The organism is Haloplanus natans DSM 17983 (assembly GCF_000427685.1).
Lineage (GTDB): Archaea > Halobacteriota > Halobacteria > Halobacteriales > Haloferacaceae > Haloplanus > Haloplanus natans.
On the sequence record NZ_KE386573.1, the window covers coordinates 3,078,541 to 3,103,026 of the forward strand.

Here is a 24,486-nt window from a genome sequence, read left to right on the forward strand (position 1 = left end):
CAAAGCCTTTACCGGCGCCAGCGCGTATCGAGGGGTAATGGTACTCGACAATCTGGGGAGTTCCCTGCGCGGCACCTTCTCGAAACTGCAGGGGAAGTCCCGTCTCGACGAGGACGACGTCTCGGAGGTCGTCAAGGAGATTCAGCGCTCCTTGCTCCAGGCGGACGTCGACGTCTCCCTCGTGATGGCGCTCTCGGACTCGATCGAGACGCGCGCGCTCGAAGAGGAACCGCCGGGCGGGACGAGCGCCCGCGATCACGTCCTCAAGATCGTCTACGAGGAACTGGTCGATCTGATCGGCGAGTCGACGGAGATTCCGCTGGAACCGCAGACGATCCTGCTCGCCGGCCTCCAGGGTTCGGGCAAAACCACCTCCGCGGCGAAGATGGCGTGGTGGTTCTCGAAGAAGGGGCTCCGCCCCGCGGTCATCCAGACCGACACCTTCCGTCCCGGTGCGTACGATCAGGCCGAGCAGATGGCCGACCGCGCCGAGGTGGAGTTCTACGGCGACCCCGACGCCGACGACCCCGTTCGGATCGCCCGTGAGGGGCTGGAAGCGACGGCCGACGCCGATGTACATATCGTCGACACGGCGGGTCGACACGCCCTCGAAGACGACCTGATCGCCGAGATCGAGGAGATAGACTCGGCCGTCGATCCCGACCGCTCGCTGCTCGTCCTCGACGCCGCTATCGGGCAGGGCGCCAAGGATCAGGCCCAGCAGTTCGACGCGTCGATCGGCATCGACGGCGTCGTCATCACCAAACTCGACGGGACGGCGAAGGGTGGGGGCGCCCTCACTGCCGTCAACGAAACCGAGTCCTCCATTGCCTTCCTCGGCACCGGCGAGACGGTACAGGACATCGAGCGCTTCGAGCCCAACGGCTTCATCTCCCGCCTGCTGGGGATGGGCGACCTCAAACAGCTCTCCGAGCGGGTCGAACGCGCGATGGCCGAGACGGGCGAGGAAGAGGACGACTGGGACCCCCAAGACATAATGAAGGGGTCCTTTACCCTGAAGGATATGCAGAAACAGATGGAGGCGATGAACAACATGGGGCCGCTAGATCAGGTGATGGACATGATCCCCGGGATGGGCGGCGGCCTCATGGATCAGTTGCCCGACGACGCCATGGACGTGACCCAAGACCGGATGCGGAAATTCGACGTGGCGATGGACTCGATGACCGAGGAGGAGTTGGAGAACCCGCGCGTCATCGGCCAGGAACGCGTCGAGCGCATCGCCCGCGGCGCCGGCGTCGACGCCGAGTCGATTCGCGAACTCCTCGAACAGCACAAGATGATGGAGCGGACGATCAAGCAGTTCCAGGGGATGGGCGACGGCGATATGCAGCGGATGATGAAAAAGATGCAGCAAGGCGACGGCGGTGGCGGCGGGATGGGTGGCATGGGCGGCATGGGTCCGTTCGGGTAGGCGTCGGCCGGCCGGAACGGTCGCACTTTTATCCGTGACCGTCCATCCCTCGCCGTGTCGCTCGTCGCCCGCCGCTGGCTCCGTCGCCGCACGCTCGGTGGACTCGCACAGACACGGTGAGGGAGTCGGCCGACTTTTCATCCCGGCCCGCATTGCTCCCCACGATGACCGTCCGCGAGGTGGCCGTGGCGGCGTACCGCGAGGCGCTCCCCGCCCTCGGCGCCAGCCTCGTCGGTGGCCTGCTCGCCGGCGTCGTCCTCGGCGGGATGCGATCCGACCTCCGCGCAGTCGAAGGGTTGCTCGTCCTCGTCCCCGCGCTCCTCGCCACCCGCGGCAACGTCTACGGCTCGCTGGGCGCGCGGCTGGCGACCGGGCTCCACCAGGGGTTGATCGAACCGCGGGTTCGGGCCGGCGACCGGCGCATCCGGGCGGCCGCGGCGGCGGCGCTCGCCAACGGTATCGTCGCCTCGGTGTTCGCCGCGACGGCCGCGTTCGCGGTTCTGACGACCCTGGGATCGCCCGTCGCGAGCCTCGGGCGGCTGGTCGGTATCGCGCTCGTTGCCGGCCTTCTCTCTGGAAGTACGCTCGTCGTCGTCGTCGTCACCGTCGTCTTCGCGGGCTACCGCCGCGGCCACAACCCCGACACGCTCGTCGGGCCGCTCGTCACCACCACCGGCGACGTCTTCGGCGTCCTCTTCTTGCTGGTCGCGGTCCGAACCGTCGCGCTCGTCCTCGGGGGTGTCTGAGTGACGACCGACTGGACCGTCCGGGCCATCACGCGGGCGATGCTGCCCGTCCTCCTCCTCCTGACGCTCGTCGAACTCGGCAGCGGCCTCGTCCTCGGGAGCTTCGAGGATACCCTCCTTCGATACCCCTCCTTGCTCGTTCTCGTCCCCGTCACCATCGGCACCGCCGGCAACCTTGGTAGCGTCCTCGCGGCCCGTCTCTCCACTGCCTTCCACCTCGGTACCCTCTCTTTTGCCCCGGACGACGAGACGCTCGTGGGCAACGCCCTCGCCACCGTCGCTCTCGCGGCCACCGTCTTCCCCGTCGTCGGCCTCGGGGCCTGGAGCCTGAGCGCGCTCACCGGCTCGACCGACCTCTCGCCGTGGACCGTCCTCGCCGTCTCGCTGTCCAGTGGCCTCTCGCTCGCCGTCCTCGCCGTCGTCGTCACCGTCGTTGCCACCTACGCCGCCTATCGCCTCGAACTCGACCCCGACGACGTGGTGATCCCCGTCGTCACCAACACCTGCGACGTGCTCGGGGTCGTCCTGCTCTACGTCGCCGTCCTCGTGTTCGTCTAGACGACTCGGACCGTCCGCTCTCGGGGACCGTCACACTCCACCAAGAGCACCGACTGCCACCGCCCGAGCGCCGGTTCGCCATCTACCACCGGCACCGTCGCCGACGGCCCCAGCAGCATCGCCCGCAGGTGCGAATCCGCATTCCCGTCGAGTTCGTCGTGGCGCCAGCCCTCGTCGGGCACCAGATTCGAAAGGAACGTTCGGACATCCTCCAGCAACCGTGGTTCGGCCTCGTTGACGACGACGCCCGCGGTGGTGTGGTCGACGAAGACGGTGGCCGTTCCCTCGTCCTCGCCCGCGACCGCCGCGGCGACTCGGTCGGTCACGTCCACGACATCGAGCCGTGCATCCGTCGAGACGGTGAACTCCATATTCGCCCTCGGTCGCCGGGGCGCAAAACTCCGGGGTAAGCTATTCGGTACCACGTGTCGTACGGCCGTCATGGTCGACAGCCGAGACTACGCGTTCGAAGGGGTTCGACCGACGATCCACGACGACGCCCGGGTGAGCCACGAGGCGACGCTCGTCGGCGACGTTCGCGTCGGAGCCGACGCGAGCGTCTGGCCCGGGGTCGTCCTCCGGGGCGACGTGGCGCCGGTCGAAGTCGGGGCGGAGTCACACGTCGGCGACGGCGCCGTGTTGCACGCGGCGTCGCTCGGCGACCGGGTCATGATCGGACACGGGGCCGTTCTCAACGAAGCGACGGTCGACGACGGGGCGCTCGTCGGGTTCAACACGACGGTCAACGCCGACGTGCACGTCGGTGAACGCTGCATCGTCGCCTCCGGGACCGTCGTCCCGAACGGGTACGACATTCCGGCCGAGTCGTTCGTCCGCGGCGTGCCCGCGCGGGCGACGCCGCTCGACGAGACACGGATCGACGCCGAATCGATCTTCGAGGCGTACAGTACGGGTGGGTACACCGACCTCGCCTCACGACACAGCGAGCTATTCTGACGCTCGCACGCCTCTCGGACCGAATCGGCGCCTCGCACTACCCGCTCACTCGTCCGACTGTACCGGTCGTCCGTCCTCCGTCGGCGGCGCGACGTGATCCACGACCGTGGCCACGTCACGCCTCGCACTACCCGCTCACTCGTCCGACTGTACCGGTCGTCCGTCCTCCGTCGGCGGCGCGACGTGATCCACGAACCCCTCCACCTCGGGGTCGTGAACCGTCACCTGCACCTCGATGTCACCGAGTTCGTCCGGGTTGCCGACCGCGAAATTTATTACGCTTTTGAACGCCGCCTGTTTCTTCAGCGCGAAGGCGAACCCCTCGTCGTCGGCCCGGCGGAAGAACTCGCGGCGGGCGGTGTCGAGAATTTCCTGTTCGTGGAGGCGCTCCGAGAACGCGTCCATCGAGTGGGCCTCGGCGACGAGCTGTCCCGGCTCCTCGCTGAGTTCCGCGTTCGGGAACAGGTTGCGCACCGCGTCGGCGACTCGATCCGTCACCTCGGTGTCGCGGACGGGAGCGACCACCCGCACGTCGATGCGGTGTATCATCGATCGGCCTCCGCGGACTCGTTCAAGAGCCCTCGAACCCGCTCGTGGAAGGCCTCCAGCGACCCCGTGTTCTCGACGGTCACGTCCGCGCGATCCATCACCTCACCCATCCCGAAGCCGAGTTCGCGCTCCTCTCGCTCCCGGAGTGCCTCGCAATCGAGGTCGGAGTCGTCGCGCCCGCGGTCGGCCAGCCGTTCGGCTCGCGTCTCGAACGGCGCCTCGACGCTCACGAGGACGAACGCGTCGCGGAAGGCGTCCTCGAAACGCGCCACTTCCGCCGGCGAGCGCAGACCGTCGACGAGGACCGTCTCCGACTCCTCGAGTGCCGCTTCGATGTGCGGGAGCGACCGCTCCGCGATGGCCGTCTCACCCTCCTCCTCGCGGATCGCCCGCGCCACCGAACCGTGGTGTTCTTCCGGGTCTAGCCCCCGGTCGCGACACGCCTCGCGGATCACGTCGCCCATCGTGACGACCGGGATGCCGACCTCGCGGGCGACGGCCGCCGCCTCGCCCTTGCCGCTTCCCGGAAGCCCGACGGTGCCGAGTACCCTCATCGGTACCCGATACCCGTCTCGCGGCCTTATACCCTCTCCTCTGTCCCGGTCGCGCTAGCCTTTTTACCGCGTTCCGCCTTCCCTCGGTATGACCCAGCGGTCCCTCCTCACGCGCGCCCTGTGGTTCGTCGCCGTCGGCTGGTGGGCGACGCCCGCCGTCGTCAACGCCGCGTGGTTTCTCTGTGCCACCATCGTCGGCGCCCCCATCGGCGTCAAACTGATCAACCTCGTCCCCACCGTCCTCACCCTCAAAGAGCCGCGGTCGGTCGTCGACCCCGATACCGCACGCGGGCAGCGATCCCTCGCCGTTCGTGCCGTCTACTTCGTCGTCGTCGGCTGGTGGCTCGGCTGGCTCTGGGCGAACGTCGCGAGCGTTCTGGCGATCACCATCGTCGGCCTCCCACTCGCGATTCCGATGTTCGACCGGCTACCTTTCGTCACCTCGCTCTATCGGTTCGACGGATAGGCTTTCTGCGGCCCGTAGAAATCGTCGCCGGTCAGCCGAAACCGGGCGGCGACCCAGCGGAACCGGCTGACGACGGAGCTTATCGAACGGTTTTTTCATTCGCCCCCCGTTTCGCCGGTGGGGCACGTAGCTCAGTCCGGATAGAGCGTCGGACTTCTAACCGCACGCGGTCGCGTGTGTGGGAAGTCATCCGACGGTCGTGGGTTCAAATCCCATCGTGCCCGTGACGGCGTGCCCGAGCGACAGCGAGGCCCGCCGAACCCCTCGTGGGATTCGAATCAGGGAGCGGCTTCGCCGCGACCGTGGTTCGAATCCCACCGCGCCCGCTATGATCGATCACGGGGGTCTACGCCCCGCTCGAAGGTTTTTTCGCCGTCCCTCCGAAGAGCGTGTATGTCGATATCACGGACCAGCCTACTGACGCTCCTGACGCTGTCGGTGCTCGTCGCACCGGTCGGCGGAGCGGCGGCCGCGACACCGCACGCGACAGGCGCCGCCGCCGACATGGTCGACTCGCCCCCGGACCCCGAGTCCGACGTGCAGGGCTGGGAGAACGGCTACTGGCACAACGAGACGCTCTCGAACGTGACGCCCGACGACGGGTACACCGGCGCGGAGATAGGGAAAGTCAGGGCGCGATCGATGGCCCGTATCGAGGTCGTCAGAGGAATCGAGTTCGAAGAGACCCCGCCGGTGCGGGTCATTTCGCGCGAGGAGTACGTCTCCAACGTGCGGGACCGGCGGCAGGGAGTGAACGTCTCGACCCCGGCCCGCCTCCACCAGAACGCGAAGTTCGAGGCGTTGCTCATGGTCGACGAGGAGACGGACTATTTCGACGAGCAACAGCAGTTGCAGTCGAGCACCATCGGGGGGTTCTACGTGGTCGACGACGTGCCGGGGACCGACACGATATCCGAGGGCGAAATCGTCCTCATCTCGGAGAACGCCGAGACCCCGCAACTCTCGGAGATCACCCTCGCACAGGAGCTGTTCCACTCGTATCAGGACAAGCAACTGCGCATCGACGGGCGGTACAACCGGACGACAGAGGAGGACGCTCGGCGGATCGACGCCGTCATCGAGGGCGACGGCAACTACGTCGACTATCGTTACGAACAGCAGTGTGGGAGCGAGTGGACGTGTTTTCAGCCGTCGAGCGGATCGAGCGGGGACGGGAATGGGGTCGGGAGCACTACGCGGCCGAACCTGGGGCTGCTGGTGTACTCGTTCGTCCAGTATTCCGAGGGGCCAGCGTGGGTGCAGTCCCTGTACCAGAACGGCGGATGGGAGGCCGTCGACCGGACCTACGCGAACCCGCCCCGGAGCACCGAGCAGTATATCCACCACGACAAGTACCTGCAGGACCCACCGACGAACGTGACCGTCACGGACCGCTCGAACGAGGAGTGGTACGTGCCGCAACTGGAGGGTGGCGTGAACTACGCCACCTTCGGCGAGGCGGGGATGTACTCGATGCTGTGGTACGCGAGTCCGGCCGTGCCGAGAAACGACATCCTGACCCAGCGACAGCTCGACCCGTACGACTACGCGCATCCGGCCTCGGCCGGGTGGGACGGTGATAAACTCTACCCGTACGTGACCGACGAGTCGAACGAGACGGGCGAGATGGGCTACGTCTGGAAGAGCGTGTGGGACACGCCCGGAGACGCTCAGGAGTTCGCCGAGGCGTACCGGGCCATTCTGGAGGGAACCGGCGAGCCGGTCGAGGGGCGAGCGAACACGTGGCGCCTGCCGGAGTCACATCCGTTCGACGACGCCTTCTACGTCGCCGTGAACGGGACGACGGTCACCATCGTCAACGCACCGACCGTCGCGGAGCTCTCCGCGGTGCGGTCCGGCGCCGCCCCGACGGTGGCGACGCCGACGCCCGACGCGGACGGCACCGGTACGGCGACGGATAGCGCCGGGACGGACGGGACGCCGACACCGGCAGAGACGACGACGGCCCCGACGGTGACCGAGAGCACGTCGCCCGGCTTCGGCGTCGGCGTGGTGGTGGCGGCGCTCCTCGTGGTGGCGCTCCGGTTCCGTCGCCGGTAGTCGGCGCGAACGTCGCACCCCCGTGGATCGTCACACCCCGTCGACGAAGTACGCGCCCAGATACCCGCCGAGCGCGCTCAGACCGACGGTGTAGGCGACGGCGACGACGCCGACGAGGAGGAGGACGAAGAGACCGCCGAGGCCGACGCCCATGCCGCCGCCGGGACCACTGACGGCGAAGAGGCCGAAGATAGCGAACGCGAGGAGGCCCAGCAGGAGGAGCGGAATGGTGGCGATCAGCCCGGAGAGCGCACCGATCCGGACGCCGGCGTTCGTGTCGGCGTCGTTCAGGTAGGCGGCGACGCCGCCGCCGAGGACGGGCGAGAACGGAACGAACGAGAACACGACGGTCACGACGGCGCCGATCAGCGCGTGGAGAGTGGAGTCGGAGACCATGCCGGACGGTCGGCGGGCGGTCAAAAAACGTCTTCGGCCCTATCGGCTCCGCTCGATGACGCGCTTTGCCGCCGTGGCCTTCTCCTTCCAGCCGTAACCCGCCTCGTAGACGTGGCGTTTCTTCTCGACCAGCGCCTCGGGAGAGGCCTCCTCGAAGCCGCCGCGGTCCCACGCACCGCTCTCGCGGAGCCACTCGACGACGTTCGCTTTCGTCTCCGGCCACGAGAGACCGACCATCTCGTACCACGCGATCATGGCAAAGACGGCGTTGTCGTGACAGCCGGGGACGCTCCCGCGTTCGTAGATGGTCTTGATCGGATCGCGGGTCGGCACCGACACCGCCTCGCGGTACTCCTCGGCGGGGAGGAGGCGGAGGCGGTCGTTCGAGTCGTCGATTCGGCCGTCGCGACGGAGTCGTTCCAGCGCCGCTTGCCGGACCGGTCCCCACTCCGTGACCGCCTCGGGCACCGCGTCCGCGTCGACGACGCCGCCCGAGAGGACGGCCACCACGTCGACGTAGGCGGCCTCCACCTCGGCCCAGGGAGTCCCTTCGAACCGGCAGTCGGCGTCGTGGAGGCTGTTGGTCGTCCGGCAGTCGGGACAGGGGTAGTCGAACGTCGGCACTGCTGGGGCCGTGGCGTGGCGTGGACTTAGGGATTGCTGTCCGTCAGTTTCGGAGTGTCACTCGATGTGGCCTTCACGCCGCAACTGATCGGCTTCGGATTTCTCGTAGCGCCACGAGATGTCGGCCTTCTCGTCCTGCCAATCCCAGGGCTCGATCAACACGACGTCGTCCTCACGGATCCAGATGCGTTTCTGCATCCGGCCGGGAATACGAGCGGTGCGCTCTTTCCCGTCCGCACAGCGGACTTTCACCCGGTTGGCGCCGAGCATGTTCGTTACGACGGCGAACACCTCGTCGTCGTCGGGCATACGGAGGTCCCTGCGCCCGCCATTCTCGTCCTCGCTCATGCGCGGGGGTTCGTGAGCGTGAGGTTTAAAACCGCCGACGTGTCGTCGATCGGGCCGCTGGCCGCCGATCAGCGGTCGGATTCGATCGCCCGAAGCTTCCGGCGCCCCGGGGCGATGAGGTCGTCGAGGTAGGTCGCCAGCGCCCCCTTCGCGTCCGCCGGATGCAACTCGCCCGACTCCAGGTCGGCGGCCAGCGACTCGTAGTCGTCGTAGATCAAGTCGCCGCCGTACTCCTCGGGGCGGTCGACGACGACCGTCTCGAACCGGGGGAAGACGTGGTACTCGAAGATCTGGAGGACGGGATTCTCGCGTTCCTCCCCGTCGTCGGTAGGGTCGGGGTCGCGGGTCGGCGGGCAGTACGCGCCGTTTACCTTCTCTTCGACCGCCGCGGTCGAGTCCTCCATCGAGATGGAGACGCCCTCGCTCGCGGACATCTTCCCAACCCCCGTCTGGAGGTCGGCGATCAGCGGCGTGTGCAGGCAGGTCGGCGACGCCTCGCCGATCTTCGGCAGGGTGTCGCGGGCGAGCATATGCACCTTGCGCTGTTCCATCCCGCCAACCGCGAGGTCGACGTCGAGATAGACGATGTCGAGCGCCTGCATCAGCGGGTAGACGGCCTGGGAAACGGTCACCGTGTCGCCGCTTTTGATTTCCGCCATCGCCCGCTGGGCGCGCGAGATGCTCGTCTCCAGTTCCAGGGCGTGCAGGTCGAGGACGTACTCGCGGTCGAACTGGAAGTCGGAGCCGTAGACGAACTCCGTCTTGTCCTCGTCGAGGCCGTACGCGAGGAACTGGGCTTTCATCCGCTCGGCCGTCTCGCGAATCTCCTCGAAACTTCCCTTGTCGTTGAGATAGGCGTGGACGTCCGCGAGCAGGACCGTCACCTCGAAGCCGACCGCCTGCAGGTCCATCAGTTTCGTCGCGGTGAGCATATGGCCGATGTGGAGCACGCCCGACGGTTCGTAGCCGACGTACGCGCGCTTGCCCTCCGGCTCCGTGGCCAACGCTCGCCCCTCGTCTTCCGTGACCACCTCGGTCGCGTTCCGGGTGATCCGCTCGTAGACGTCCATACCCTATACCGCGGGAGCGGCAAAATATGGCTTCCGCTTACCGGATCACGACCCGGGCAGGAGATCACCGAGCGCCGCGCCGATGCTCATGGGAACGAACGCGACGACGACGTTCGCGACGGCGAGCAGCGGCGTGCCCCAGTCGACGCGCCCCCACGCGGTCAACAGGAGCGTGGCCGTGACCACGGAGACGCCGAGGACGCCCACCAGTCGGCGCGGAATCAGCCCGAAGAGGGGTTTGTAGACGCGTACGTCCTGAATATCGGCGACGTAGATGATGCCGATGACCATGCCGACGGCGAACAGGAACGTCCCCCCGAGCGCGCCGGGATGGCCGGTGAGGAAGACGGCGACTTCCCCCGTCCCGCCCTCGACGGCCATCGGAATGCCGAACAGGAGGCTCCCGAGGAGGGCTTCCGCGAGGTCACCCCGGTCGAAACCGTGGATGACGCGCCCGAACGGGGTCGCCGCCGCGCTGGCTACCATCGCGACGCGCATCGTCTCTCGAACCTGCTCGCGGGCGGCGTCGGTGGCCACGAGGTCTTCGAGTTCCTGGAGTTCGTCGAAGAGATCACCCATGTCGGCCGACTCGACGCCACCGTCCGTGGCGTCCGGATCGGACTCTCCTGCGCTCATACCCGCCACTCTCGTTCGACGATCAAAGCCGTAGGGGTCAGTCCCCGCTCTCGGCGCGGTGCTCGCTGATGATCTGGTCGACCATCTCCGATTTCCGTTCCCGGGATCGCTCGTCCGCGCGGCGCTCCCAGTCCTCGATGGCGGCCGCCACCTCGCTCTCGCGGGCGACGGCGAGTTCGTCGACTTCCTGGATCGTCACGTCGGCCGCGGGGGCGACGGGCACGCCGGCGTCGAACAGCACCTCGTCGGCGGCGTCCGGAAGGGTGCCGTCCCGGAGGACGACCCGCGGATCGGTCTCGGCGAGGCGCTGTGCCGTCGAGCGCCCGGCGCCGCTGGCGTCACGGAGATAGACCACGTCGCCCGCCGCGAGGCCGTACGCCTCGTCCGCGGCGTCGATGGCGTCCCACGTGAACTGCTCGACCACCTTCACGGGGACGAGGTCACGCCCTTGAGCCACGTCGGCGAAATCCGAGTGATCGAGTTTCCAGAGCGTCTTCAGCCGCTCCAGCTTCGACGCCAACTCCTCGGCGCGTTCGTGCTCCTCGTCCCGCTCCCGTTCCAGCCGGTCCGTCTCGCGCTCCAGTCGATTCACCTCGCGGCGCTCGCGGGCTTCGCGGCGCTCCTCGCGGCGTGCCTCGGATAGCTCCTCTTCGTACTCGGCGATGCGCTCGTCTTTCTCCGACAGCGTCGACTCCAACTCGTCGACTTTGGACTCCAGTCGCTCGACTTGCCGTTCGAGGCGCTTGATGCGGCGCTCCTCCGGCGAAAGTTCGCGGGGTTCGTGGGTCGACTCCTCCTCCTCGGCCTCGTCGTCGTCGGACAGGTCGCGCAGGACGGCCTCGACGGACGTGTCGCCGGATATCACGCGGTCGATCACTTCGCCGCGGTCGAACCCCGCCGGCACCTTCCGGGAGATGCGCTCGAACTGGTCCTCGTAGGCGTCGAACGCGAACAGGGCGGCCGCCATCGCGTCGCGTTCGTGGTCGTTGTCGTAGGCGTGCTCGCGGGTGCGGTGGAGTTTCTCGTCGACCGGAAGGTCGGTGTCGGGTTCCCAGCCCGCGGCGTCGAAGCTCCGGCGGAACTTCTCGACCGTCTCGGGCATGGGCTCTACGTCCGCGGCGACGACGACGGGACGGCCGCGCTCGACCAGCCACTCGATGACGCCCGCCGTGTCCGCGGTCCGGGTGGAGTAGACATCGAGGACCGCGCCGTCGAGGCCGACGACGGCCGCCGCGGTGGTCGTGCCGGGGTCGATGCCGACGAGCACCCGGTCCCGGCGTTTCACCAGCGGCTCGAACTCGATGCCGTCGCGGCGCTCACGCTCGATTTCGACGCGGGTGTCGCCGGAGCGTGCCTTCGATACCGGGATGTCCTCGGGCGCGGCCTCGACGGTGAAAACCGCGTTGGCGTAGCCGCCGTACTTCTCGGTTATGTCCTGCTCGTAGTCGAGGTTGGCCTCGTCGAGGGTGCGTTCGACCTCGCGGGCGCGGGCCTTGACGTTGCCGTGGATGCGCCGGGTGTAGCGGTCCTGGCTCCAGCCGCCCTTGCCGGTCGAGCGGCCGCGGGACACCTTCACCGTCGTCGTGTCGGTGAAGGCCGTCACCTCGTGGCCGACGTTGGCGGCGGCGAGGCGGGCGGCGGCCTCGGCTTCCTTCATGGGCTTCTTGCCGTACGGGACGCCGTGGCGGGACGCGACCCGCGAGAGGGGTTCCGGGCGCTCCGCGCCGGTCACCTGAACGAGGCGAGTGCGGTCGGGGAGCCACCGCAGGAAGCGTACCAGGTCGTCGCGGTCGGTCGCGAGTTCGTAGACGTTGTCCGTGGCCAGGAGGGCCGGCTCCTCACGCTCGATCAGGCGCCGGAGCTTGCGGAACGAGACCACGTCCCGATCGACGTTCTCGCCGTCGTACGCGACGACTGCGTAGGAAGGGGCGTCGCCGCGCACGTCGCCGCTCTGTACGTCGACGCCGAACACCAGCGCGTCGAGCGCACTCGTCCGGGCGTTCACACCGGCCGTTGGCGCGCGGGAAATAAATACTCCACGGGGAGTGCGAGGCCGAGTGACCGACGGGAACGAGGCCTCGCAGCGACGCGGCGAGCATCGCGAGCCGCGGAGCCCGGTGGGGATGACAGCGTGACCGACGGGAACGAGGCCTCGCAGCGACGCGGCGAGCATCGCGAGCCGCGGAGCCCGGTGGGGACGACAGCGTGACCGACGGGAACGAGGCCTCGCCGACGACGGCCTCACTCGGCGTCCGGATACGGCACGTCGACCGTCTGTCCGTCGCTGGCGACGAAACACTCGCCGTCGAAGACCTCCCGTGCCTCGCGTTCGAGGCGCTCCCACCGGCCGGCGTAGCGGGAGGAGAGGTGGGTCAGCGCGAGGCGCTCGGCGCCGGCGCGAGCGGCCACCTCCCCCGCCTCGCGGGCGGTCGAGTGCCCCGTGTGTCGCGCCCGGTCGCGCTCGTCGTCGGCGAACGTCGCGTCGTGGATCAGGAGATCCGCGTCCCGGGCCACCTCGACCACCGCATCGACGGGACGGGTATCACCGGTGTACACTAGCCGCCGGCCGGGACGGGGGTCGCCCACCACCTGTTCCGGTTCGATCACCCGGCCGTCGTCGAGTTCGACCGCCTCGCCCCCGTGGAGCCGGCCGAACTTCGGGCCGACGGGCACGCCGAGTTCCTCGGCGCGGGCCCGGTCGAAGCGGCCGGGGCGGTCGTCCTCGACCAGGGCAAAGCCCATCGATCGGGTGCGGTGGTCGGTTTCGGCGGTCCGCACCTCGAAGTCGTCGGCGGCGTACGCGACGGCGCCGGGGGATACCTCGTGGATGCGGACGGGAAAGCCGGGCTGATGGCCGCCGGCGTGGACCAAGCTCCGAACGTCGTCCCGGGAGCGCGGCGGGACGTGGATCGCCAGCGCGTCCGATCGGTCGTTGAAATCGAGCGACTGGATCAGCCCGGGGATGCCGAGGACGTGGTCGCCGTGGAGATGCGTGACGAAGATGTGGGAGATGTCGAAGCCGGTGCCGAAGCGCATCATCTGGCGCTGGGTGCCCTCGCCGCAGTCGAACAGGAGGCGTTCGCCCTCGCGGTTGACGAGGACGGCACTCGGCGCCCGCTGGGTCGTCGGAACGGCCCCACTGGTGCCCAGAAACGTCACGCGCATCGACATACCCCGGCATGCGAGCGGGGGCGATAAACGCGTGTCGGTCGCGCGATCGGTCACGGAGACCTAAACCCTTTAATTGAGACTGGCCCAACGGGTTCGCATGGCCGCAATCGAACTCGACGGCGTGACCAAGCGGTTCGGCGACGTCACGGCCGTCTCGGACCTCGACCTCACGGTCCCCGAGGGCGAGGTGTTCGGCTTTCTCGGGCCGAACGGGGCGGGGAAGTCGACGACTATCAACATGTTGCTCGATTTCGTCCGACCGACCGACGGCGAGATTCGGGTTCTCGGGCTGGACGCGGGCCGCGAGAGCGTCGCGGTGCGCCGTCGGACGGGCGTCCTCCCCGAGGGGTACGACGTGTACCACCGCCTCACGGGGCGGAAACACGTCGAGTTCGCGATGCGCTCGAAGGAAGTCGACGGCGACCCGGACGCGGTACTGGAGCGGGTGGGCATCGCCGACGCCGCCGACCGCAAGGCCGGCGGCTACTCCAAGGGGATGCGCCAGCGGCTCACCCTCGGCATGGCGTTAGTGGGCGACCCCGACCTGCTGATTCTCGATGAACCCTCTTCCGGTCTCGATCCGGGTGGTGCCCGTGAGATGCGCGATATCGTCCGCGCGGAGGCCGACCGCGGCGCGACCGTCTTCTTCTCCAGTCACGTCCTCGGACAGGTCGAGGCGGTGTGTGATCGGGTGGGCATCCTGCGCGAGGGTGAACTCGTCGCCGAGGACAGCATCCAGGGACTCAGAGACGCCGTCGAGGGCGGCGAGACGCTCGTGATCACCGTCGACGCCGCGAGCGAGGACGACCTGGAGACGGTCCGGGCGCTCGACGGCGTGAGCAACGCCGCCACCGACGGTGGGACGGTGACGGTCACCTGCGACGCCGACGCGAAGACGGCGGTCATCGGTGCACTCGAGGACGCTGGCGTCACCGTGAAGGACTTCCAGACGGAGGAAACGTCGCTGGAAGACCTGTTTCTCGCGTACACCGAAGGGGCGGAGGTGTCGGCATGACGTGGACGGCGGTGGCGCGCAAGGACTTCGAGGACGCCATCCGCTCGCGGTGGGTCGCCGGCCTCTCGGCGCTGTTCGTCCTCCTCGTCTCGCTGGCGGCGTATCTGGTCCGTCCGGCGCCGGGGCAGACGATCAGTTCGAACCAAGTGCTCAACTCGCTGTTCGTCCGCGACGCCCTGGTGACGACGCTCGTTCCCCTGCTCGCGCTGATCGTCGCGTACAACGCCGTCGTCGGCGAACGCGAGTCCGGGTCGCTGAAGCTCCTGCTCTCGCTCCCACACTCGCGGGCCGACGTGGTGTTCGGGAAGGTGGCCGGGCGCGCGGGCGCCATTGCCGCCCCCATCGCCGTCGGCTTTCTCCTGCCCGCCGCGATCCTGCTCGTCGTCCCCGCGGTGAACTTCGACGTGCTCTCCTACGTCGGCTACACGCTGCTGACGGCGGTGCTCGGCGTCGTCTTCGTCAGCATCGCCGTCGGCTTCTCGACGGCCGCGTCGTCGAGTCGGCGGGCAGTGGCGGGCGCCATCGGCATCTACTTCCTGTTCGTCCCGCTGTGGGGCGCGGTGCGGTTCCCGCTCCAGTTGTATCTGGGGATGGGCGGCGGCCCGTCGTGGCTGCCGCTGACGGGCCAGCAGGTGCTGCGGATGCTCCGACTCATCAACCCGACCGGCTCGTTCAAAATCGTCTCCAACGCCTTCCTGCAGGGCTCGCTCTACACCGGCGGGAGCGTGAACATGCAGGTGTCGGCGACGCTCATGTTGCTGGTGTGGATTCTCGTGCCACCGCTGCTGGGACTGCTGTGGTTTCAGGAAGCCGACCTATAGGTCGGCCTCGTCCTCGATGGCGTCCGTCAGCGCCCGGATGCTCTCGACGGTGTGTTCGCCCATGTGGCCGATGCGGAACGTCCGCTCGCCGAGTCGTGACCCGTAGCCGTTCGAGAACACCATATCGTACTTCTCCGACACCGCGTCGATAGTGGCGGCCACGTCGATTCCCTGCGTGTTCTCGATGCAACTCACCGTCCGTGATTCGTAGCCCTCCTCGGGGAAGATGTCGAAGTGGTCGCGCGCCCACTCGCGGGTGTATTCGGCCATCTCCCGGTGGCGCCGGTCACGGGCGTCGTGGCCCTCCGACAGCATGTGTTTCATCTGCTTGCGGTAGGCGAGCATGATGGGGATGGCGGGCGTGGAGTGGGTCTGGCCCTTCCGGTCGTAGTAGTCGAGACAGCGCTGGAAGCCGCCGTACCACGACGCGGACTCCGTGTCGATTTCGCGGTCGTAGGCGTCGTCGCTGACGACACAGACGGCGAGGCCGGGGGGCATGGCGAAGGCCTTCTGGGTCGACGCGAAGATCACGTCGATGTCGTGTTCGTCGATGTCGACGTAGTCGCCGCCGAGGGCGGACACCGCGTCGACGACGAAGTAGGTGTCCGGATACTCGGCGACCACGTCGCCGATCTCCTCGATGGGGTTGCGGACGCCGGTCGAACTCTCGTTCATGACGCAGGTGACCACGTCGTACCCCCCGTCGCTCGTCTCCAGGGCCTCGCGAACGTCCTCGGGTTTGATCGCGTTCCCCCACTCGTACTCCAGTCGATCCACGTCCGTGCCGAGGCGCTCGGCGACGTTGGCGTGGCGCTCGCTGAAACTCCCGCAGGTCGGCACCAGCATCCGGTCGTCGACGAGGTTGAGCGTCGACGCCTCCCAGAACTCCGTGCCGGAGGCGGTGAGGATGATCACGTCGTTGTCGGTGCCCAGAAACTCCTTGGTATCCTCCACGATGGTCGTATAGAGGTCGGTCATCCGATCCATCCGGTGGCCGAACATCGGCTGACACATCGCCTCGATCACGTCCTCGCGCACCTCGGTCGGGCCGGGGATGTAGAGGGTCTTGTCGGGGTAGTCGTCCGTGTACTCGCGTGTTGTCGTCATGGAACCACCTGGCTACGAGCTAGCGGGTGGCGAGACGGCATGGTCCTTTTGATGCCGGGGCGTCAGAACGCCTTCTTCGCCTTCAGAAAGGCCCGGAAGTCCTCGTTGAACGCCTTCTTCGCCTTCAGGAACAGTTCGACCACCGGCGTCGTGAAATCCGGTGGCCCGGCGTCGACGGCGGGGCGGTCCCCACCGGGGTCGAGACACGCCGTCCCGCAGTCCTGCTGTGCCGCCACGGTGCCGGCGAACCCGCCGAGCACGAACGTGGCCACGAGCCCCGCCGCCACCGCCATTCGAGCGGTACGTGATACCATGTCGTACACCGATACGGAGAGCCATTATATAACATTTCGTATGTTTCTGAATCGACTGCAAGCCGGCGATTCGCGAGGTGATCGATCAGTCGACGATACTGTGACGGCGGCGGGTCGGCGTACCCGCGCGATACCGTAACTCCTGGTTATAAGTTATTCGAGGAATATGCACCGTACACATGACCGACGGCTTTCACACCCGAAGCCTCCACGCCGGGCAGGAGCCGGATCCGGCGACGGGTGCCCGGGCGCCGCCCATCTACCAGACCACCTCGTACGTCTTCGACGACGCCGACGACGCGGCCGAGCGGTTCCGCCTCGATGTCGAGGACGACATCTACTCGCGCTTTTCGAATCCGACCACCCGTATCCTCGAACGCCGGCTGGCGTCGCTGTCGGCGGGGACGGACGCCGTCGCCACCGCGAGCGGCATGGCGGCGCTCGACGCGACTACGAGCATCCTCGCCGAGGCCGGCGACAACGTCGTCGCCTCGGCGGATATGTACGGCGGGACGAGCACCTACTTCTCGAAGATGGCGTCGCGGCGGGGCATCGACTTTCGCACCGTCGGTACGCTCGACTACGACGCCTACGCCGACGCCATCGACGACGACACCGCGTTCGTCCACGTCGAGACGCTCGCCAACCCGTCGCTGGTGACCCCCGACTTCGAGCGATTGGCGGCCATCGCCCACGAGCACGCGGTGCCGCTGTTCGTCGACAACACCTTCGCCACGCCCTACCTCTGTCGTCCCCTCGAACACGGCGCGGACGCGGTGTGGGAGTCGACGACCAAGTGGATTCACGGTTCGGGCACCACGCTGGGCGGGATTCTCGTCGACGGCGGGGCCTTCCCGTGGGATCACCCGGCGGCCGACTACCCCGAACTCGCCGGCGAGAACCCCGCGTACGGCGTCGATTTCGGCGACCGATTCGGCGACCGAGCGCTCGCGGCCGCCGTCCGCTATCGCTCGCTCCGGAGCCTCGGGAGCGCACAGTCCCCGTTCGACGCCTGGGTCACCCTGCAGGGGCTGGAAACCCTGCCGCTCCGGATGGACCGGCACTGCGAGAACGCGACGGCCGTCGCCGAGTTCCTCGACGACCACCCCGCGATCGGGTGGGTGAACTATCCCGGCCTGGAGAGCCACGAAACCCACGACGAAGCCACCGAGTACCTCGACGGCTACGGCGGCATGGTCACCTTCGGGCTCAGCGAGGGCTACGAGGCGGCCAAGGATCTGTGTGAGACGGTCGACCTCGCCTCATTTCTCGCCAACATCGGCGACGCGAAAACGCTGGTCATCCACCCCGCCTCCACCACGCACTCGCAGTTGAGCGAGGCCGAACAGCGCGCGGCGGGTGTCACGCCCGACATGGTGCGACTCTCGGTCGGCCTCGAGGACGCCGACGATATCCTCGCGGACCTCGACGGGGGACTGCCATGACCTCCGTCGAGAGCGGGACACGGAGCCTCGGCGAGTTCACCTTCGAGTGCGGGGAGTCCATCGACGACCTGGAGGTCGCCTACGAGACGTACGGCGACTTCGAGGCCGAGGGCGACGGCAGCAACGCCGTCCTGGTCTGTCACGCGCTCACGGGGAGTCAGAACGTCGCCAGTAGCGGCGTCGCGGGCACGTCCGGTCAGGCGCGGGCGTGGTGGAACGACATCGTCGGCCCGGGAAAGGCCATCGACACCACCGAGTACTACGTCGTCTGCGCGAACGTTCCGGGGTCGTGTTACGGCACGTCCGGCCCGCCGGCGACGAACCCGGAGACCGGGGAGCCGTGGGGGACCGACTTCCCGCCCGTCACGGTCGGCGACTGGACGCGGGCACAGCGCCGCCTACTCGACGAACTCGGCGTCGGTCGCCTGCACGCCGTCGTCGGCGGGAGCGCCGGCGGCATGAACGTCCTCGACTGGGCGGTGCAGTATCCGGACGACGTGGCCCGGATCGTCCCCGTCGCGGCCGCGGCACGTCTCGACGCCCAGTGTCTCGCCCTCGACGCCATCGCCCGTCGTGCCATCACCACCGACGACGACTGGCAGGGCGGCGACTACTACGACTCGGCCCCCCCGACCGACGGCCTCGCACTCGCCCGGCAGATCGGCCACGTCATGTACCTCTCGAAGACATCGATGGGCGAGCGGTTCGGCCGTCGGGCCGCCGGCCGCGACGCCGTGCGCTCCTTCCCCGCCGACCGCGCCGCGGGCTACTTCCCCTATCGGGAGGTGGAGTCCTACCTCGACTACCAGGCGGAGAAGTTCGTCGAGCGGTTCGACCCCAACTCCTACCTCTACCTCACCCGCGCGATGGACGACTACGACCTCAGCGAGGGGTACGAGAGCGACGCCGACGCCCTCGCCGCCTTCGAGGGTGAGGCGCTACTCATGTCCTTCACCGGCGACTGGCACTTCACGGTCGCCCAGTCGGAGTCGCTGGCCGAGGCCTGTCGGGCGGCGGGCGTCCCCGTTGCCCACCACGTCGTCGACTCCGACCACGGCCACGACGCCTTCCTCGTCGAACCGGAGAAGGTGGGGCCGCCGCTCCGTGACTTCCTCGCCGACGGCCTCGCCGGGCGGGCGGTCCACGACACCGCCGAAGAAGAGGACGGGACGGAGGAGACGGACTTCGCGCCCGTCCACAACTCGCTGTTCGGCGGTTGATATTCTCCTCCGGCTAAAGCCGGAGAACTCCCGAGCGTTGGGATATTGGGGTTTGCAGTCTCCCTGCTCTCTCGTGTCGAACGACCCGACCGTTTCGTGAGCGACTGCACCGGCCGAGCCGCAGTCACGGTCGAAAGTGGCACGTGATTTAAATAACCGAATATAATGATTGAGTTCGTGTATCAATACCATAATAATTAATAGAAATGAGTAATGCAGTTTGAATTAGAATGTCGGACCACACTGTTCGACGGCGGCGATTCGTAAAGGCAGCAGGTGTCGCAGGTGTCGTCGGCCTCGCCGGCTGTTCCGGCGGCGGAGGCGGCGGCGGCGACGGGGGAGATGGTGGCGACGGCGGTGGCGGCGGTGACGGCGGTGACGGCGGTGACGGCGGGAGCACCGGGGACAGCAGCAGTGACCCCATCCTCGTCGGGACGCTCGCACCGTTCAGCCAAGGGCTCGGCTGGGTCGGACCGAACGCCGCTCGCGGCCGCGACGTCGCACTCGCCGACATCGAGGAGGCCGGCGGCGTCCTCGGTCGCGGTATCGAGATCAACGAGCAGGATACGGAGACGACGCCGCAGGCAGCCATCTCGGGGTTCAATACACTCGACAGTGCCGGCGTGGTGGCCACGCTCGGCCCGTCGAGTACGGTGATCCCGAACCTGTTCCAGCCGGTCAAGGACGCTCAGTTGCCGATGCTCTCCATCTCCGCGGGGACGACCCAACTGGACGATGTCGGCGGTCCCGACGAATACCTCTGGCGGACGGTCCCGAGCGACGCCATCGCTGGGCGCGCGCAGGGCCAGTACGCCCTCGACAACGACTTCACCAAGATGGCGGTCACGTACAAGGACGACAAGGGGTCCCAGAGCTTCTCGGCGGCGGTGGCCGACTACTTCACCAGCCAGGGCGGCGAACAGGTCGCGGACGTGCCCCTCGCGATCAACTCCGACTCCTACCGCAGTGAGATTCAGCAGATCGCCGACTCCGGTGCGGACGTCATCTCCATGACCGCCGGGACCGAGGTGTCGGCGCTGTTCATGCGCAACTACATCGAGGCCGGCCTGGACATCCCGATTTTCATCGGGAACGACGTAATTACGGCCGACTTCGTCAAGCGTATCGGCGCCGACGTGATGGCGGAGAACCCGATCTTCGGGCAGGCACCCGCACCCGGTCCGTCCTACGACCAGTTTGAGCAGGCACACCGCGACATACACGGTCAGGCGCCGGGCACGTTCGGCGCGGCCGGTTACGACGCGATGAACATCATCGCGCTGGCGGCCCAGCGCGCCGGCGAGGCCACCCGGCAGGCCATCACGGACAACATCAATCCGGTCGCCCGTCCCGAGGGCACCGAGGTGTCGACGTTCTCCGAAGGGAAAGAAGAACTCGAAGCCGGCAACGAGATCAACTACCAGGGCGCGTCGAACCCGCAGGACTTCGACGAGGACGGCGACCCGGTCGGACCGTTCTCCGTTCTCGAAGTCTCCGGCGGCGAGTGGTCCACGGTGACGACGTTCTCGGCCGAGGACCTGACCTCGTAGCGACCGTCTGCACCGCCAGCAGACGACACACTAATACTAATATTCGACACATGCATCACACAGATCCATGGCGCTCGTAGACCTCCTGTTGGTCGTCGGCATCATCGCCGGCGTCTACTCGTTGTTAGCGATCGGTATGAACATGCACTGGGGCGACACCGGGCTGTTGAACTTCGCCCACGCGGCCTTCTTTGCAGTCGGTGCGTACACGTCCGCGATACTCACGACGCCGCCGGCGACCGGCAGCCTCGCGACGCGGGTCGTCGGGTTCGACCTCCCGATCGTCGTCGGCATCGCCGCGGGGACCGCCATCGCCGGCGTCGTCGGCGTGTTGATCGCCCTCCCGAGCGTCCGTCTCGAGGGCGACTACCTGGCGATAGTGACGCTGAGTGCTGCGGAGCTCATCCGGCTGATGATCCACAACGAGGCGTGGCTGACGACGGGGGCCCAGACGCTGAAGAACATCCCCCGACCGCTCGACGGAGCGATTCCGTTCAGCTACGACCTCTTTTATTTCCTCCTCGTGTGGGCCATCGTCGGCGTCTGCTACCTGCTGTTCGAACGGCTCTCGTCCAGTCCGTTCGGGCGGGTGCTCCACGCCATCCGTGAAAACGACGACGTGCCGCTCGCGCTCGGGAAGAACACCTACATGTTCAAGCTGAAGTCGTTCGGCATCGGCGCCGCGGTCGCCGGCCTCGCCGGCGGCCTCTGGGCCCACTACGTCTACGCCATCTCGTCGATCATGTTCCTGCCCAGCATCACGTTCCTGATCTGGGCGGCCGTCATCGTCGGCGGTGCCGGGAGCTACGGCGGTGCGATCCTCGGCGCCAGCGTCGTCGTGGGGCTCCGACAGATCACGCGGTTCATCCCCGGTGATGTGCCCTTCGGCGACCAACTCTCCTACATCCGACTGATGATCGTCGGCGTGGTGTTGATCCTCGTCCTCTACTACCGGCCTCAGGGCCTGCTCGGCGACGCCGAGCGGTTGCAGGCCGGCACCTCGGAGTGATTCTCGATGGTACTCGATCCACAGCTCATCTGGAACGGACTGGTCGTGGGAAGCATCATCTCCGTCGCCGCGTTGGGACTGACGCTCATCTTCGGTATCCTCAATTTCATCAACATCGCGTACGGCGACTACATGGCCGCCGGCGCGTACGTCGCGTGGGCGGTCAACGCACAGGCCGGACTGCCGATCGGCGTCGCCATCGTCGCCGGCGTTCTCTTCATGTCCGTCGGTTCGGTGGTCCTCGACAAACTCGTCTTCCAGCATTTCCGGACACGGAGCCCGATCACGCTGCTCATCGTCTCGATCGGCGTGGCCTTTTTCATCCGGAACCTGCTGCGCGCTATCTGGGGGCCCAGCGGGCACTTCTACGACCTCCCGCTGGAGGCCAACCCCTCGTTCGCGGGGGTCCGGTTCAGCATCGAACAGGTCGCGATCATCGTCGCGAGCCTGCTCCTGTTGCTCGGCGTCTACGTCATGCTCCGCCGGACCCGGATCGGCATCGCGATGCGCGCGGCGTCCGACGATCGGATGCTCTCGCGTATCCGCGGCGTCGACACCGAGAAACTCGTCCTGTACGTCTGGCTGATCGGCGGTGCCATCGCCGGCCTCAGCGGCATCATGCTCGGACTCGACGCCCAGATCCGCCCGAACATGGGGTTCACCGCCCTGATCGCCATCTTCGCGGCGGTCATCCTGGGCGGCATCGGTGACCCCAAGGGCGCCGTCGCCGGCGGCTACTTCATCGGCGTCGCACAGGAAGTGAGCGTCGCCGTCATCCCCACCGAGTACAAGTTCGGGGTCGGGCTCGTGGCGCTCATCATCGGGCTACTCACACGTCCGGACGGCCTGTTCGGGGAGGCGACCCGATGACGCTCCTCGAAGCCAACGGCCTCCGGAAGACGTTCGGCGGCATTATCGCCGTCGACGACGTCTCCTTCGAGGTCGACCGAAACGAAATCGTCGGCGTCATCGGACCGAACGGCGCCGGCAAGTCCACCATGTTCAAACTGCTCGCGGGCTTCCACAAGCCCGACGAGGGGACCGTGGTGCTCGATGGCGAGGACATCACCGACCTCGCGCCCAACGAGCGGACCCAGCGCGGTCTCGTGCGGACCTTCCAGATCGCACAGGAGCTCACCGGGATGCAGGTGATGGACAACATGCTGCTCGCGTCCCAGAACAACCCCGGCGAGAAGGTGCTCGCGGCGGCCGCGAACACCGGCAGCGTCCGCGACTTCGAGGGGAATGCGCGTGACCGCGCCGAGGAACTCCTGAAGTTCCTCGAACTCTGGGACCTGCGCGAGGAGTACGCCGGCAACCTCTCGGGCGGTCAGCGGAAGCTACTGGAACTCGGCCGAGCGCTGATGGCCGACCCCGACCTCCTGTTGCTCGACGAGCCCATGGCCGGCGTCAACCCCGACCTGACCGATCGCCTCCTCCAGCGCATCATGGATCTGCGCGACGAGCGCGACATGACCTTCCTCGTGGTCGAACACGACATCGAGGCCATCATGCGCATCTCCGACACCGTCATCGGGATGCACGACGGTGGGGTGCTCTCGAAGGGGACCCCGGAGGAAGTGCAGTCCGACGAGCAGATGCTCGAAGCGTATCTGGGAGGCGAAGTCTGATGTTACTCGAACTCGAGAACGTCGTCAGCGGCTACGGCGACGCGATCATCGTCCACGGTGTCGACATGGAGATGGAGGACGGCGAGGTGGTCACGATCATCGGCCCGAACGGGGCGGGGAAGTCGACCCTGCTGAAGACCGTCGTCGGCGTCGTCGAGGCCCGGGAGGGCTCGGTCTACTTCAACGGCACCGACCTGGCCGGCAAGCCGCCGGAGGAAGTCGTCGGGTACGGCGTCTGTTACGTCCGCCAGAACGACAACATCTTCCCGAACCTCTCGGTCATGGAGAACCTGAAGATGGGCGCGTGGCCCGCCGAGGGCAAGGACTGGTTCGACTTCGACGAGCGACTCGACGAGGTGTACGACCAGTTCCCCGTCCTCGAGGAGCGCGCCGAGCAGCGCGCCGGCTCCCTCAGTGGCGGCCAACAGCAGATGGTCGCGATGGGGACCGCGATGATCCTCGACCCCGATCTGCTCGTCCTCGACGAACCGTCGGCTGGGTTGGCTCCCCAACTCGTCAACGAGATGTTCGAGAAGATCGTCGAGATCAACGACGCCGGCACCTCCATCCTGATGGTCGAGCAGAACGCCAGAGCGGCGCTGAGGCGTTCGGACCGCGGCATCGTCCTCGACATGGGCGAGAACCGGTTCGAAGGCACCGGCGAGGAGTTGCTCGACAGCGAGGAAGTCGCAGAACTCTACCTCGGCACCGACTGACCCGAGCGGCGGTGTTCCTACGGTCCCCGGCCACCGCACATGGAGCCGCGGTTCGTGGCGACGGCGTCGCAGACACCGGCATGGTCT

The 24,486-nt window shown here is 67.4% G+C and carries 27 protein-coding genes and 1 tRNA gene; 16 read left to right on the forward strand and 12 right to left on the reverse strand.

The genetic code is table 11. The features are described 5' to 3' along the window. Positions 1 to 37: 37 nt before the first annotated feature. The 3 genes from HALNA_RS17925 (at position 38) to HALNA_RS17935 (ending at position 2,739) form a co-directional block, all read left to right on the forward strand. Entirely contained in the window at positions 38 to 1,435 is a 1,398-nt protein-coding gene (locus HALNA_RS17925; RefSeq protein ID WP_049937720.1) for a signal recognition particle protein Srp54, read from the forward strand. A 164-nt stretch (positions 1,436 to 1,599) separates the two neighbouring features. Further along, on the forward strand, positions 1,600 to 2,181 hold the full coding sequence (locus tag HALNA_RS17930; protein ID WP_049937721.1) for a magnesium transporter: 582 nt from the start codon (positions 1,600 to 1,602) through the stop codon (positions 2,179 to 2,181). Next, entirely contained in the window at positions 2,182 to 2,739 is a 558-nt protein-coding gene (locus tag HALNA_RS17935) for a magnesium transporter (protein WP_049937723.1), read from the forward strand. Here HALNA_RS17935 and HALNA_RS17940 read toward each other — a convergent pair. Beyond that, positions 2,736 to 3,110, reverse strand: a complete 375-nt coding sequence (locus HALNA_RS17940; protein ID WP_049937724.1) for a secondary thiamine-phosphate synthase enzyme YjbQ — start codon at positions 3,108 to 3,110, stop codon at positions 2,736 to 2,738. The two genes, HALNA_RS17935 and HALNA_RS17940, sit on opposite strands and share 4 nt — an antisense overlap. Positions 3,111 to 3,180: 70 nt before the next feature. Between HALNA_RS17940 and HALNA_RS17945 the strand changes: the two genes are divergently transcribed. Continuing rightward, the gene (locus tag HALNA_RS17945; protein WP_049937726.1) at positions 3,181 to 3,696 is read left to right on the forward strand and encodes a gamma carbonic anhydrase family protein; all 516 of its coding nucleotides are present in this window, start codon (positions 3,181 to 3,183) and stop codon (positions 3,694 to 3,696) included. A 135-nt stretch (positions 3,697 to 3,831) separates the two neighbouring features. On the opposite strand, the gene HALNA_RS17950 is transcribed toward HALNA_RS17945, so the two are convergent. Further along, the gene (locus tag HALNA_RS17950; protein ID WP_049937727.1) at positions 3,832 to 4,245 is read right to left on the reverse strand and encodes an RNA-binding domain-containing protein; all 414 of its coding nucleotides are present in this window, start codon (positions 4,243 to 4,245) and stop codon (positions 3,832 to 3,834) included. Continuing rightward, positions 4,242 to 4,799, reverse strand: a complete 558-nt coding sequence (locus HALNA_RS17955) for an AAA family ATPase (RefSeq protein WP_049937728.1) — start codon at positions 4,797 to 4,799, stop codon at positions 4,242 to 4,244. Before HALNA_RS17955 ends, HALNA_RS17950 begins: the two co-directional genes overlap by 4 nt. A gap of 88 nt (positions 4,800 to 4,887) precedes the next feature. On the opposite strand from HALNA_RS17955, the gene HALNA_RS17960 reads away from it, so the two are divergent. From HALNA_RS17960 to HALNA_RS17970, 3 genes are all read left to right on the forward strand, one after another. Beyond that, the gene (locus tag HALNA_RS17960) at positions 4,888 to 5,265 is read left to right on the forward strand and encodes a YccF domain-containing protein (protein ID WP_049937729.1); all 378 of its coding nucleotides are present in this window, start codon (positions 4,888 to 4,890) and stop codon (positions 5,263 to 5,265) included. 120 nt (positions 5,266 to 5,385) lie between these two features. Beyond that, positions 5,386 to 5,489, forward strand: a tRNA-Arg gene (locus HALNA_RS17965). A 169-nt stretch (positions 5,490 to 5,658) separates the two neighbouring features. Beyond that, the gene (locus tag HALNA_RS17970; protein ID WP_049937730.1) at positions 5,659 to 7,326 is read left to right on the forward strand and encodes an Hvo_1808 family surface protein; all 1,668 of its coding nucleotides are present in this window, start codon (positions 5,659 to 5,661) and stop codon (positions 7,324 to 7,326) included. Positions 7,327 to 7,356: 30 nt separating this feature from the next. On the opposite strand, the gene HALNA_RS17975 is transcribed toward HALNA_RS17970, so the two are convergent. The 7 genes from HALNA_RS17975 to rnz all read right to left on the reverse strand — a co-directional run bounded on the left by HALNA_RS17975 (position 7,357) and on the right by rnz (position 13,571). Then, the gene (locus HALNA_RS17975) at positions 7,357 to 7,722 is read right to left on the reverse strand and encodes a DUF5518 domain-containing protein (RefSeq protein WP_049937731.1); all 366 of its coding nucleotides are present in this window, start codon (positions 7,720 to 7,722) and stop codon (positions 7,357 to 7,359) included. Positions 7,723 to 7,761: 39 nt separating this feature from the next. Further along, on the reverse strand, positions 7,762 to 8,346 hold the full coding sequence (locus tag HALNA_RS17980) for a DUF7474 family protein (protein WP_049937732.1): 585 nt from the start codon (positions 8,344 to 8,346) through the stop codon (positions 7,762 to 7,764). Positions 8,347 to 8,403: 57 nt separating this feature from the next. Continuing rightward, positions 8,404 to 8,694 carry a translation initiation factor eIF-1A gene (gene eif1A / locus HALNA_RS17985; RefSeq protein ID WP_049937733.1) on the reverse strand — a complete coding sequence of 97 codons (291 nt, stop codon included), beginning with the start codon at positions 8,692 to 8,694 and terminating at the stop codon, positions 8,404 to 8,406. A 68-nt stretch (positions 8,695 to 8,762) separates the two neighbouring features. Beyond that, positions 8,763 to 9,764 (reverse strand): tyrosine--tRNA ligase, encoded by a 1,002-nt coding sequence (locus HALNA_RS17990; protein ID WP_049937734.1) that lies wholly within the window; start codon positions 9,762 to 9,764, stop codon positions 8,763 to 8,765. Between the two features lie 45 nt (positions 9,765 to 9,809). Continuing rightward, positions 9,810 to 10,400, reverse strand: a complete 591-nt coding sequence (locus tag HALNA_RS17995; RefSeq protein WP_211226038.1) for a DUF2391 domain-containing protein — start codon at positions 10,398 to 10,400, stop codon at positions 9,810 to 9,812. A 37-nt stretch (positions 10,401 to 10,437) separates the two neighbouring features. Then, positions 10,438 to 12,405 (reverse strand): DUF460 domain-containing protein, encoded by a 1,968-nt coding sequence (locus HALNA_RS18000; RefSeq protein WP_049937735.1) that lies wholly within the window; start codon positions 12,403 to 12,405, stop codon positions 10,438 to 10,440. Between the two features lie 236 nt (positions 12,406 to 12,641). After that, positions 12,642 to 13,571 carry a ribonuclease Z gene (gene rnz / locus HALNA_RS18005; protein WP_049937737.1) on the reverse strand — a complete coding sequence of 310 codons (930 nt, stop codon included), beginning with the start codon at positions 13,569 to 13,571 and terminating at the stop codon, positions 12,642 to 12,644. 97 nt (positions 13,572 to 13,668) lie between these two features. On the opposite strand from rnz, the gene HALNA_RS18010 reads away from it, so the two are divergent. Both HALNA_RS18010 and HALNA_RS18015 read left to right on the forward strand, forming a co-directional pair. Further along, positions 13,669 to 14,586 carry an ABC transporter ATP-binding protein gene (locus tag HALNA_RS18010; RefSeq protein WP_049937738.1) on the forward strand — a complete coding sequence of 306 codons (918 nt, stop codon included), beginning with the start codon at positions 13,669 to 13,671 and terminating at the stop codon, positions 14,584 to 14,586. Then, positions 14,583 to 15,407, forward strand: coding sequence for an ABC transporter permease subunit (locus HALNA_RS18015; protein WP_049937739.1), 825 nt, complete (start codon positions 14,583 to 14,585; stop codon positions 15,405 to 15,407). Before HALNA_RS18010 ends, HALNA_RS18015 begins: the two co-directional genes overlap by 4 nt. Here HALNA_RS18015 and HALNA_RS18020 read toward each other — a convergent pair. Next, positions 15,402 to 16,514, reverse strand: coding sequence for a pyridoxal-phosphate-dependent aminotransferase family protein (locus HALNA_RS18020; protein WP_049937740.1), 1,113 nt, complete (start codon positions 16,512 to 16,514; stop codon positions 15,402 to 15,404). The genes HALNA_RS18015 and HALNA_RS18020 overlap by 6 nt on opposite strands. Before the next feature lie 62 nt (positions 16,515 to 16,576). Then, entirely contained in the window at positions 16,577 to 16,828 is a 252-nt protein-coding gene (locus HALNA_RS18025; RefSeq protein WP_157573613.1) for a hypothetical protein, read from the reverse strand. Positions 16,829 to 17,007: 179 nt separating this feature from the next. On the opposite strand from HALNA_RS18025, the gene HALNA_RS18030 reads away from it, so the two are divergent. The 7 genes from HALNA_RS18030 (at position 17,008) to HALNA_RS18060 (ending at position 24,399) form a co-directional block, all read left to right on the forward strand. Continuing rightward, positions 17,008 to 18,273 carry an O-acetylhomoserine aminocarboxypropyltransferase/cysteine synthase family protein gene (locus tag HALNA_RS18030; RefSeq protein ID WP_049937742.1) on the forward strand — a complete coding sequence of 422 codons (1,266 nt, stop codon included), beginning with the start codon at positions 17,008 to 17,010 and terminating at the stop codon, positions 18,271 to 18,273. After that, positions 18,270 to 19,493, forward strand: coding sequence for a homoserine O-acetyltransferase MetX (metX, locus tag HALNA_RS18035; protein WP_049937743.1), 1,224 nt, complete (start codon positions 18,270 to 18,272; stop codon positions 19,491 to 19,493). Before HALNA_RS18030 ends, metX begins: the two co-directional genes overlap by 4 nt. A gap of 230 nt (positions 19,494 to 19,723) precedes the next feature. Next, complete coding sequence (locus tag HALNA_RS18040) at positions 19,724 to 21,043, forward strand: ABC transporter substrate-binding protein (protein WP_049937744.1); 1,320 nt, start codon at positions 19,724 to 19,726, stop codon at positions 21,041 to 21,043. A gap of 67 nt (positions 21,044 to 21,110) precedes the next feature. After that, a complete protein-coding gene (locus HALNA_RS18045) occupies positions 21,111 to 22,052 on the forward strand; it encodes a branched-chain amino acid ABC transporter permease (protein ID WP_049937745.1) in 942 nt (313 codons plus the stop codon). Between the two features lie 6 nt (positions 22,053 to 22,058). Further along, complete coding sequence (locus tag HALNA_RS18050; RefSeq protein WP_049937746.1) at positions 22,059 to 22,922, forward strand: branched-chain amino acid ABC transporter permease; 864 nt, start codon at positions 22,059 to 22,061, stop codon at positions 22,920 to 22,922. Next, on the forward strand, positions 22,919 to 23,683 hold the full coding sequence (locus tag HALNA_RS18055) for an ABC transporter ATP-binding protein (RefSeq protein ID WP_049937747.1): 765 nt from the start codon (positions 22,919 to 22,921) through the stop codon (positions 23,681 to 23,683). The genes HALNA_RS18050 and HALNA_RS18055 overlap by 4 nt, the downstream gene beginning before the upstream one ends. Beyond that, the gene (locus tag HALNA_RS18060) at positions 23,680 to 24,399 is read left to right on the forward strand and encodes an ABC transporter ATP-binding protein (RefSeq protein ID WP_049937748.1); all 720 of its coding nucleotides are present in this window, start codon (positions 23,680 to 23,682) and stop codon (positions 24,397 to 24,399) included. Before HALNA_RS18055 ends, HALNA_RS18060 begins: the two co-directional genes overlap by 4 nt. The last annotated feature ends 87 nt before the right edge of the window (positions 24,400 to 24,486 follow it).

Coding starts and splice junctions, on each gene's coding strand:
- HALNA_RS17930 (WP_049937721.1), top strand. CDS start 1,600: ATGACCGTCCGCGAGGTGGCCGTGGCGGCGTACCGCGAGGCGCTCCCC.
- HALNA_RS18040 (WP_049937744.1), top strand. CDS start 19,724: ATGTCGGACCACACTGTTCGACGGCGGCGATTCGTAAAGGCAGCAGGT.
- HALNA_RS18045 (WP_049937745.1), top strand. CDS start 21,111: ATGGCGCTCGTAGACCTCCTGTTGGTCGTCGGCATCATCGCCGGCGTC.
- HALNA_RS18020 (WP_049937740.1), bottom strand. CDS start 16,514: ATGACGACAACACGCGAGTACACGGACGACTACCCCGACAAGACCCTC.
- metX (WP_049937743.1), top strand. CDS start 18,270: ATGACCTCCGTCGAGAGCGGGACACGGAGCCTCGGCGAGTTCACCTTC.
- HALNA_RS17940 (WP_049937724.1), bottom strand. CDS start 3,110: ATGGAGTTCACCGTCTCGACGGATGCACGGCTCGATGTCGTGGACGTG.
- HALNA_RS17945 (WP_049937726.1), top strand. CDS start 3,181: ATGGTCGACAGCCGAGACTACGCGTTCGAAGGGGTTCGACCGACGATC.
- HALNA_RS17955 (WP_049937728.1), bottom strand. CDS start 4,799: ATGAGGGTACTCGGCACCGTCGGGCTTCCGGGAAGCGGCAAGGGCGAG.
- HALNA_RS18015 (WP_049937739.1), top strand. CDS start 14,583: ATGACGTGGACGGCGGTGGCGCGCAAGGACTTCGAGGACGCCATCCGC.
- HALNA_RS17960 (WP_049937729.1), top strand. CDS start 4,888: ATGACCCAGCGGTCCCTCCTCACGCGCGCCCTGTGGTTCGTCGCCGTC.
- HALNA_RS17950 (WP_049937727.1), bottom strand. CDS start 4,245: ATGATACACCGCATCGACGTGCGGGTGGTCGCTCCCGTCCGCGACACC.
- HALNA_RS17990 (WP_049937734.1), bottom strand. CDS start 9,764: ATGGACGTCTACGAGCGGATCACCCGGAACGCGACCGAGGTGGTCACG.
- eif1A (WP_049937733.1), bottom strand. CDS start 8,694: ATGAGCGAGGACGAGAATGGCGGGCGCAGGGACCTCCGTATGCCCGAC.
- HALNA_RS18010 (WP_049937738.1), top strand. CDS start 13,669: ATGGCCGCAATCGAACTCGACGGCGTGACCAAGCGGTTCGGCGACGTC.
- HALNA_RS18055 (WP_049937747.1), top strand. CDS start 22,919: ATGACGCTCCTCGAAGCCAACGGCCTCCGGAAGACGTTCGGCGGCATT.
- HALNA_RS18025 (WP_157573613.1), bottom strand. CDS start 16,828: ATGGTATCACGTACCGCTCGAATGGCGGTGGCGGCGGGGCTCGTGGCC.
- HALNA_RS18030 (WP_049937742.1), top strand. CDS start 17,008: ATGACCGACGGCTTTCACACCCGAAGCCTCCACGCCGGGCAGGAGCCG.
- HALNA_RS17925 (WP_049937720.1), top strand. CDS start 38: ATGGTACTCGACAATCTGGGGAGTTCCCTGCGCGGCACCTTCTCGAAA.
- rnz (WP_049937737.1), bottom strand. CDS start 13,571: ATGTCGATGCGCGTGACGTTTCTGGGCACCAGTGGGGCCGTTCCGACG.
- HALNA_RS17970 (WP_049937730.1), top strand. CDS start 5,659: ATGTCGATATCACGGACCAGCCTACTGACGCTCCTGACGCTGTCGGTG.
- HALNA_RS17975 (WP_049937731.1), bottom strand. CDS start 7,722: ATGGTCTCCGACTCCACTCTCCACGCGCTGATCGGCGCCGTCGTGACC.
- HALNA_RS17995 (WP_211226038.1), bottom strand. CDS start 10,400: ATGAGCGCAGGAGAGTCCGATCCGGACGCCACGGACGGTGGCGTCGAG.
- HALNA_RS18050 (WP_049937746.1), top strand. CDS start 22,059: ATGGTACTCGATCCACAGCTCATCTGGAACGGACTGGTCGTGGGAAGC.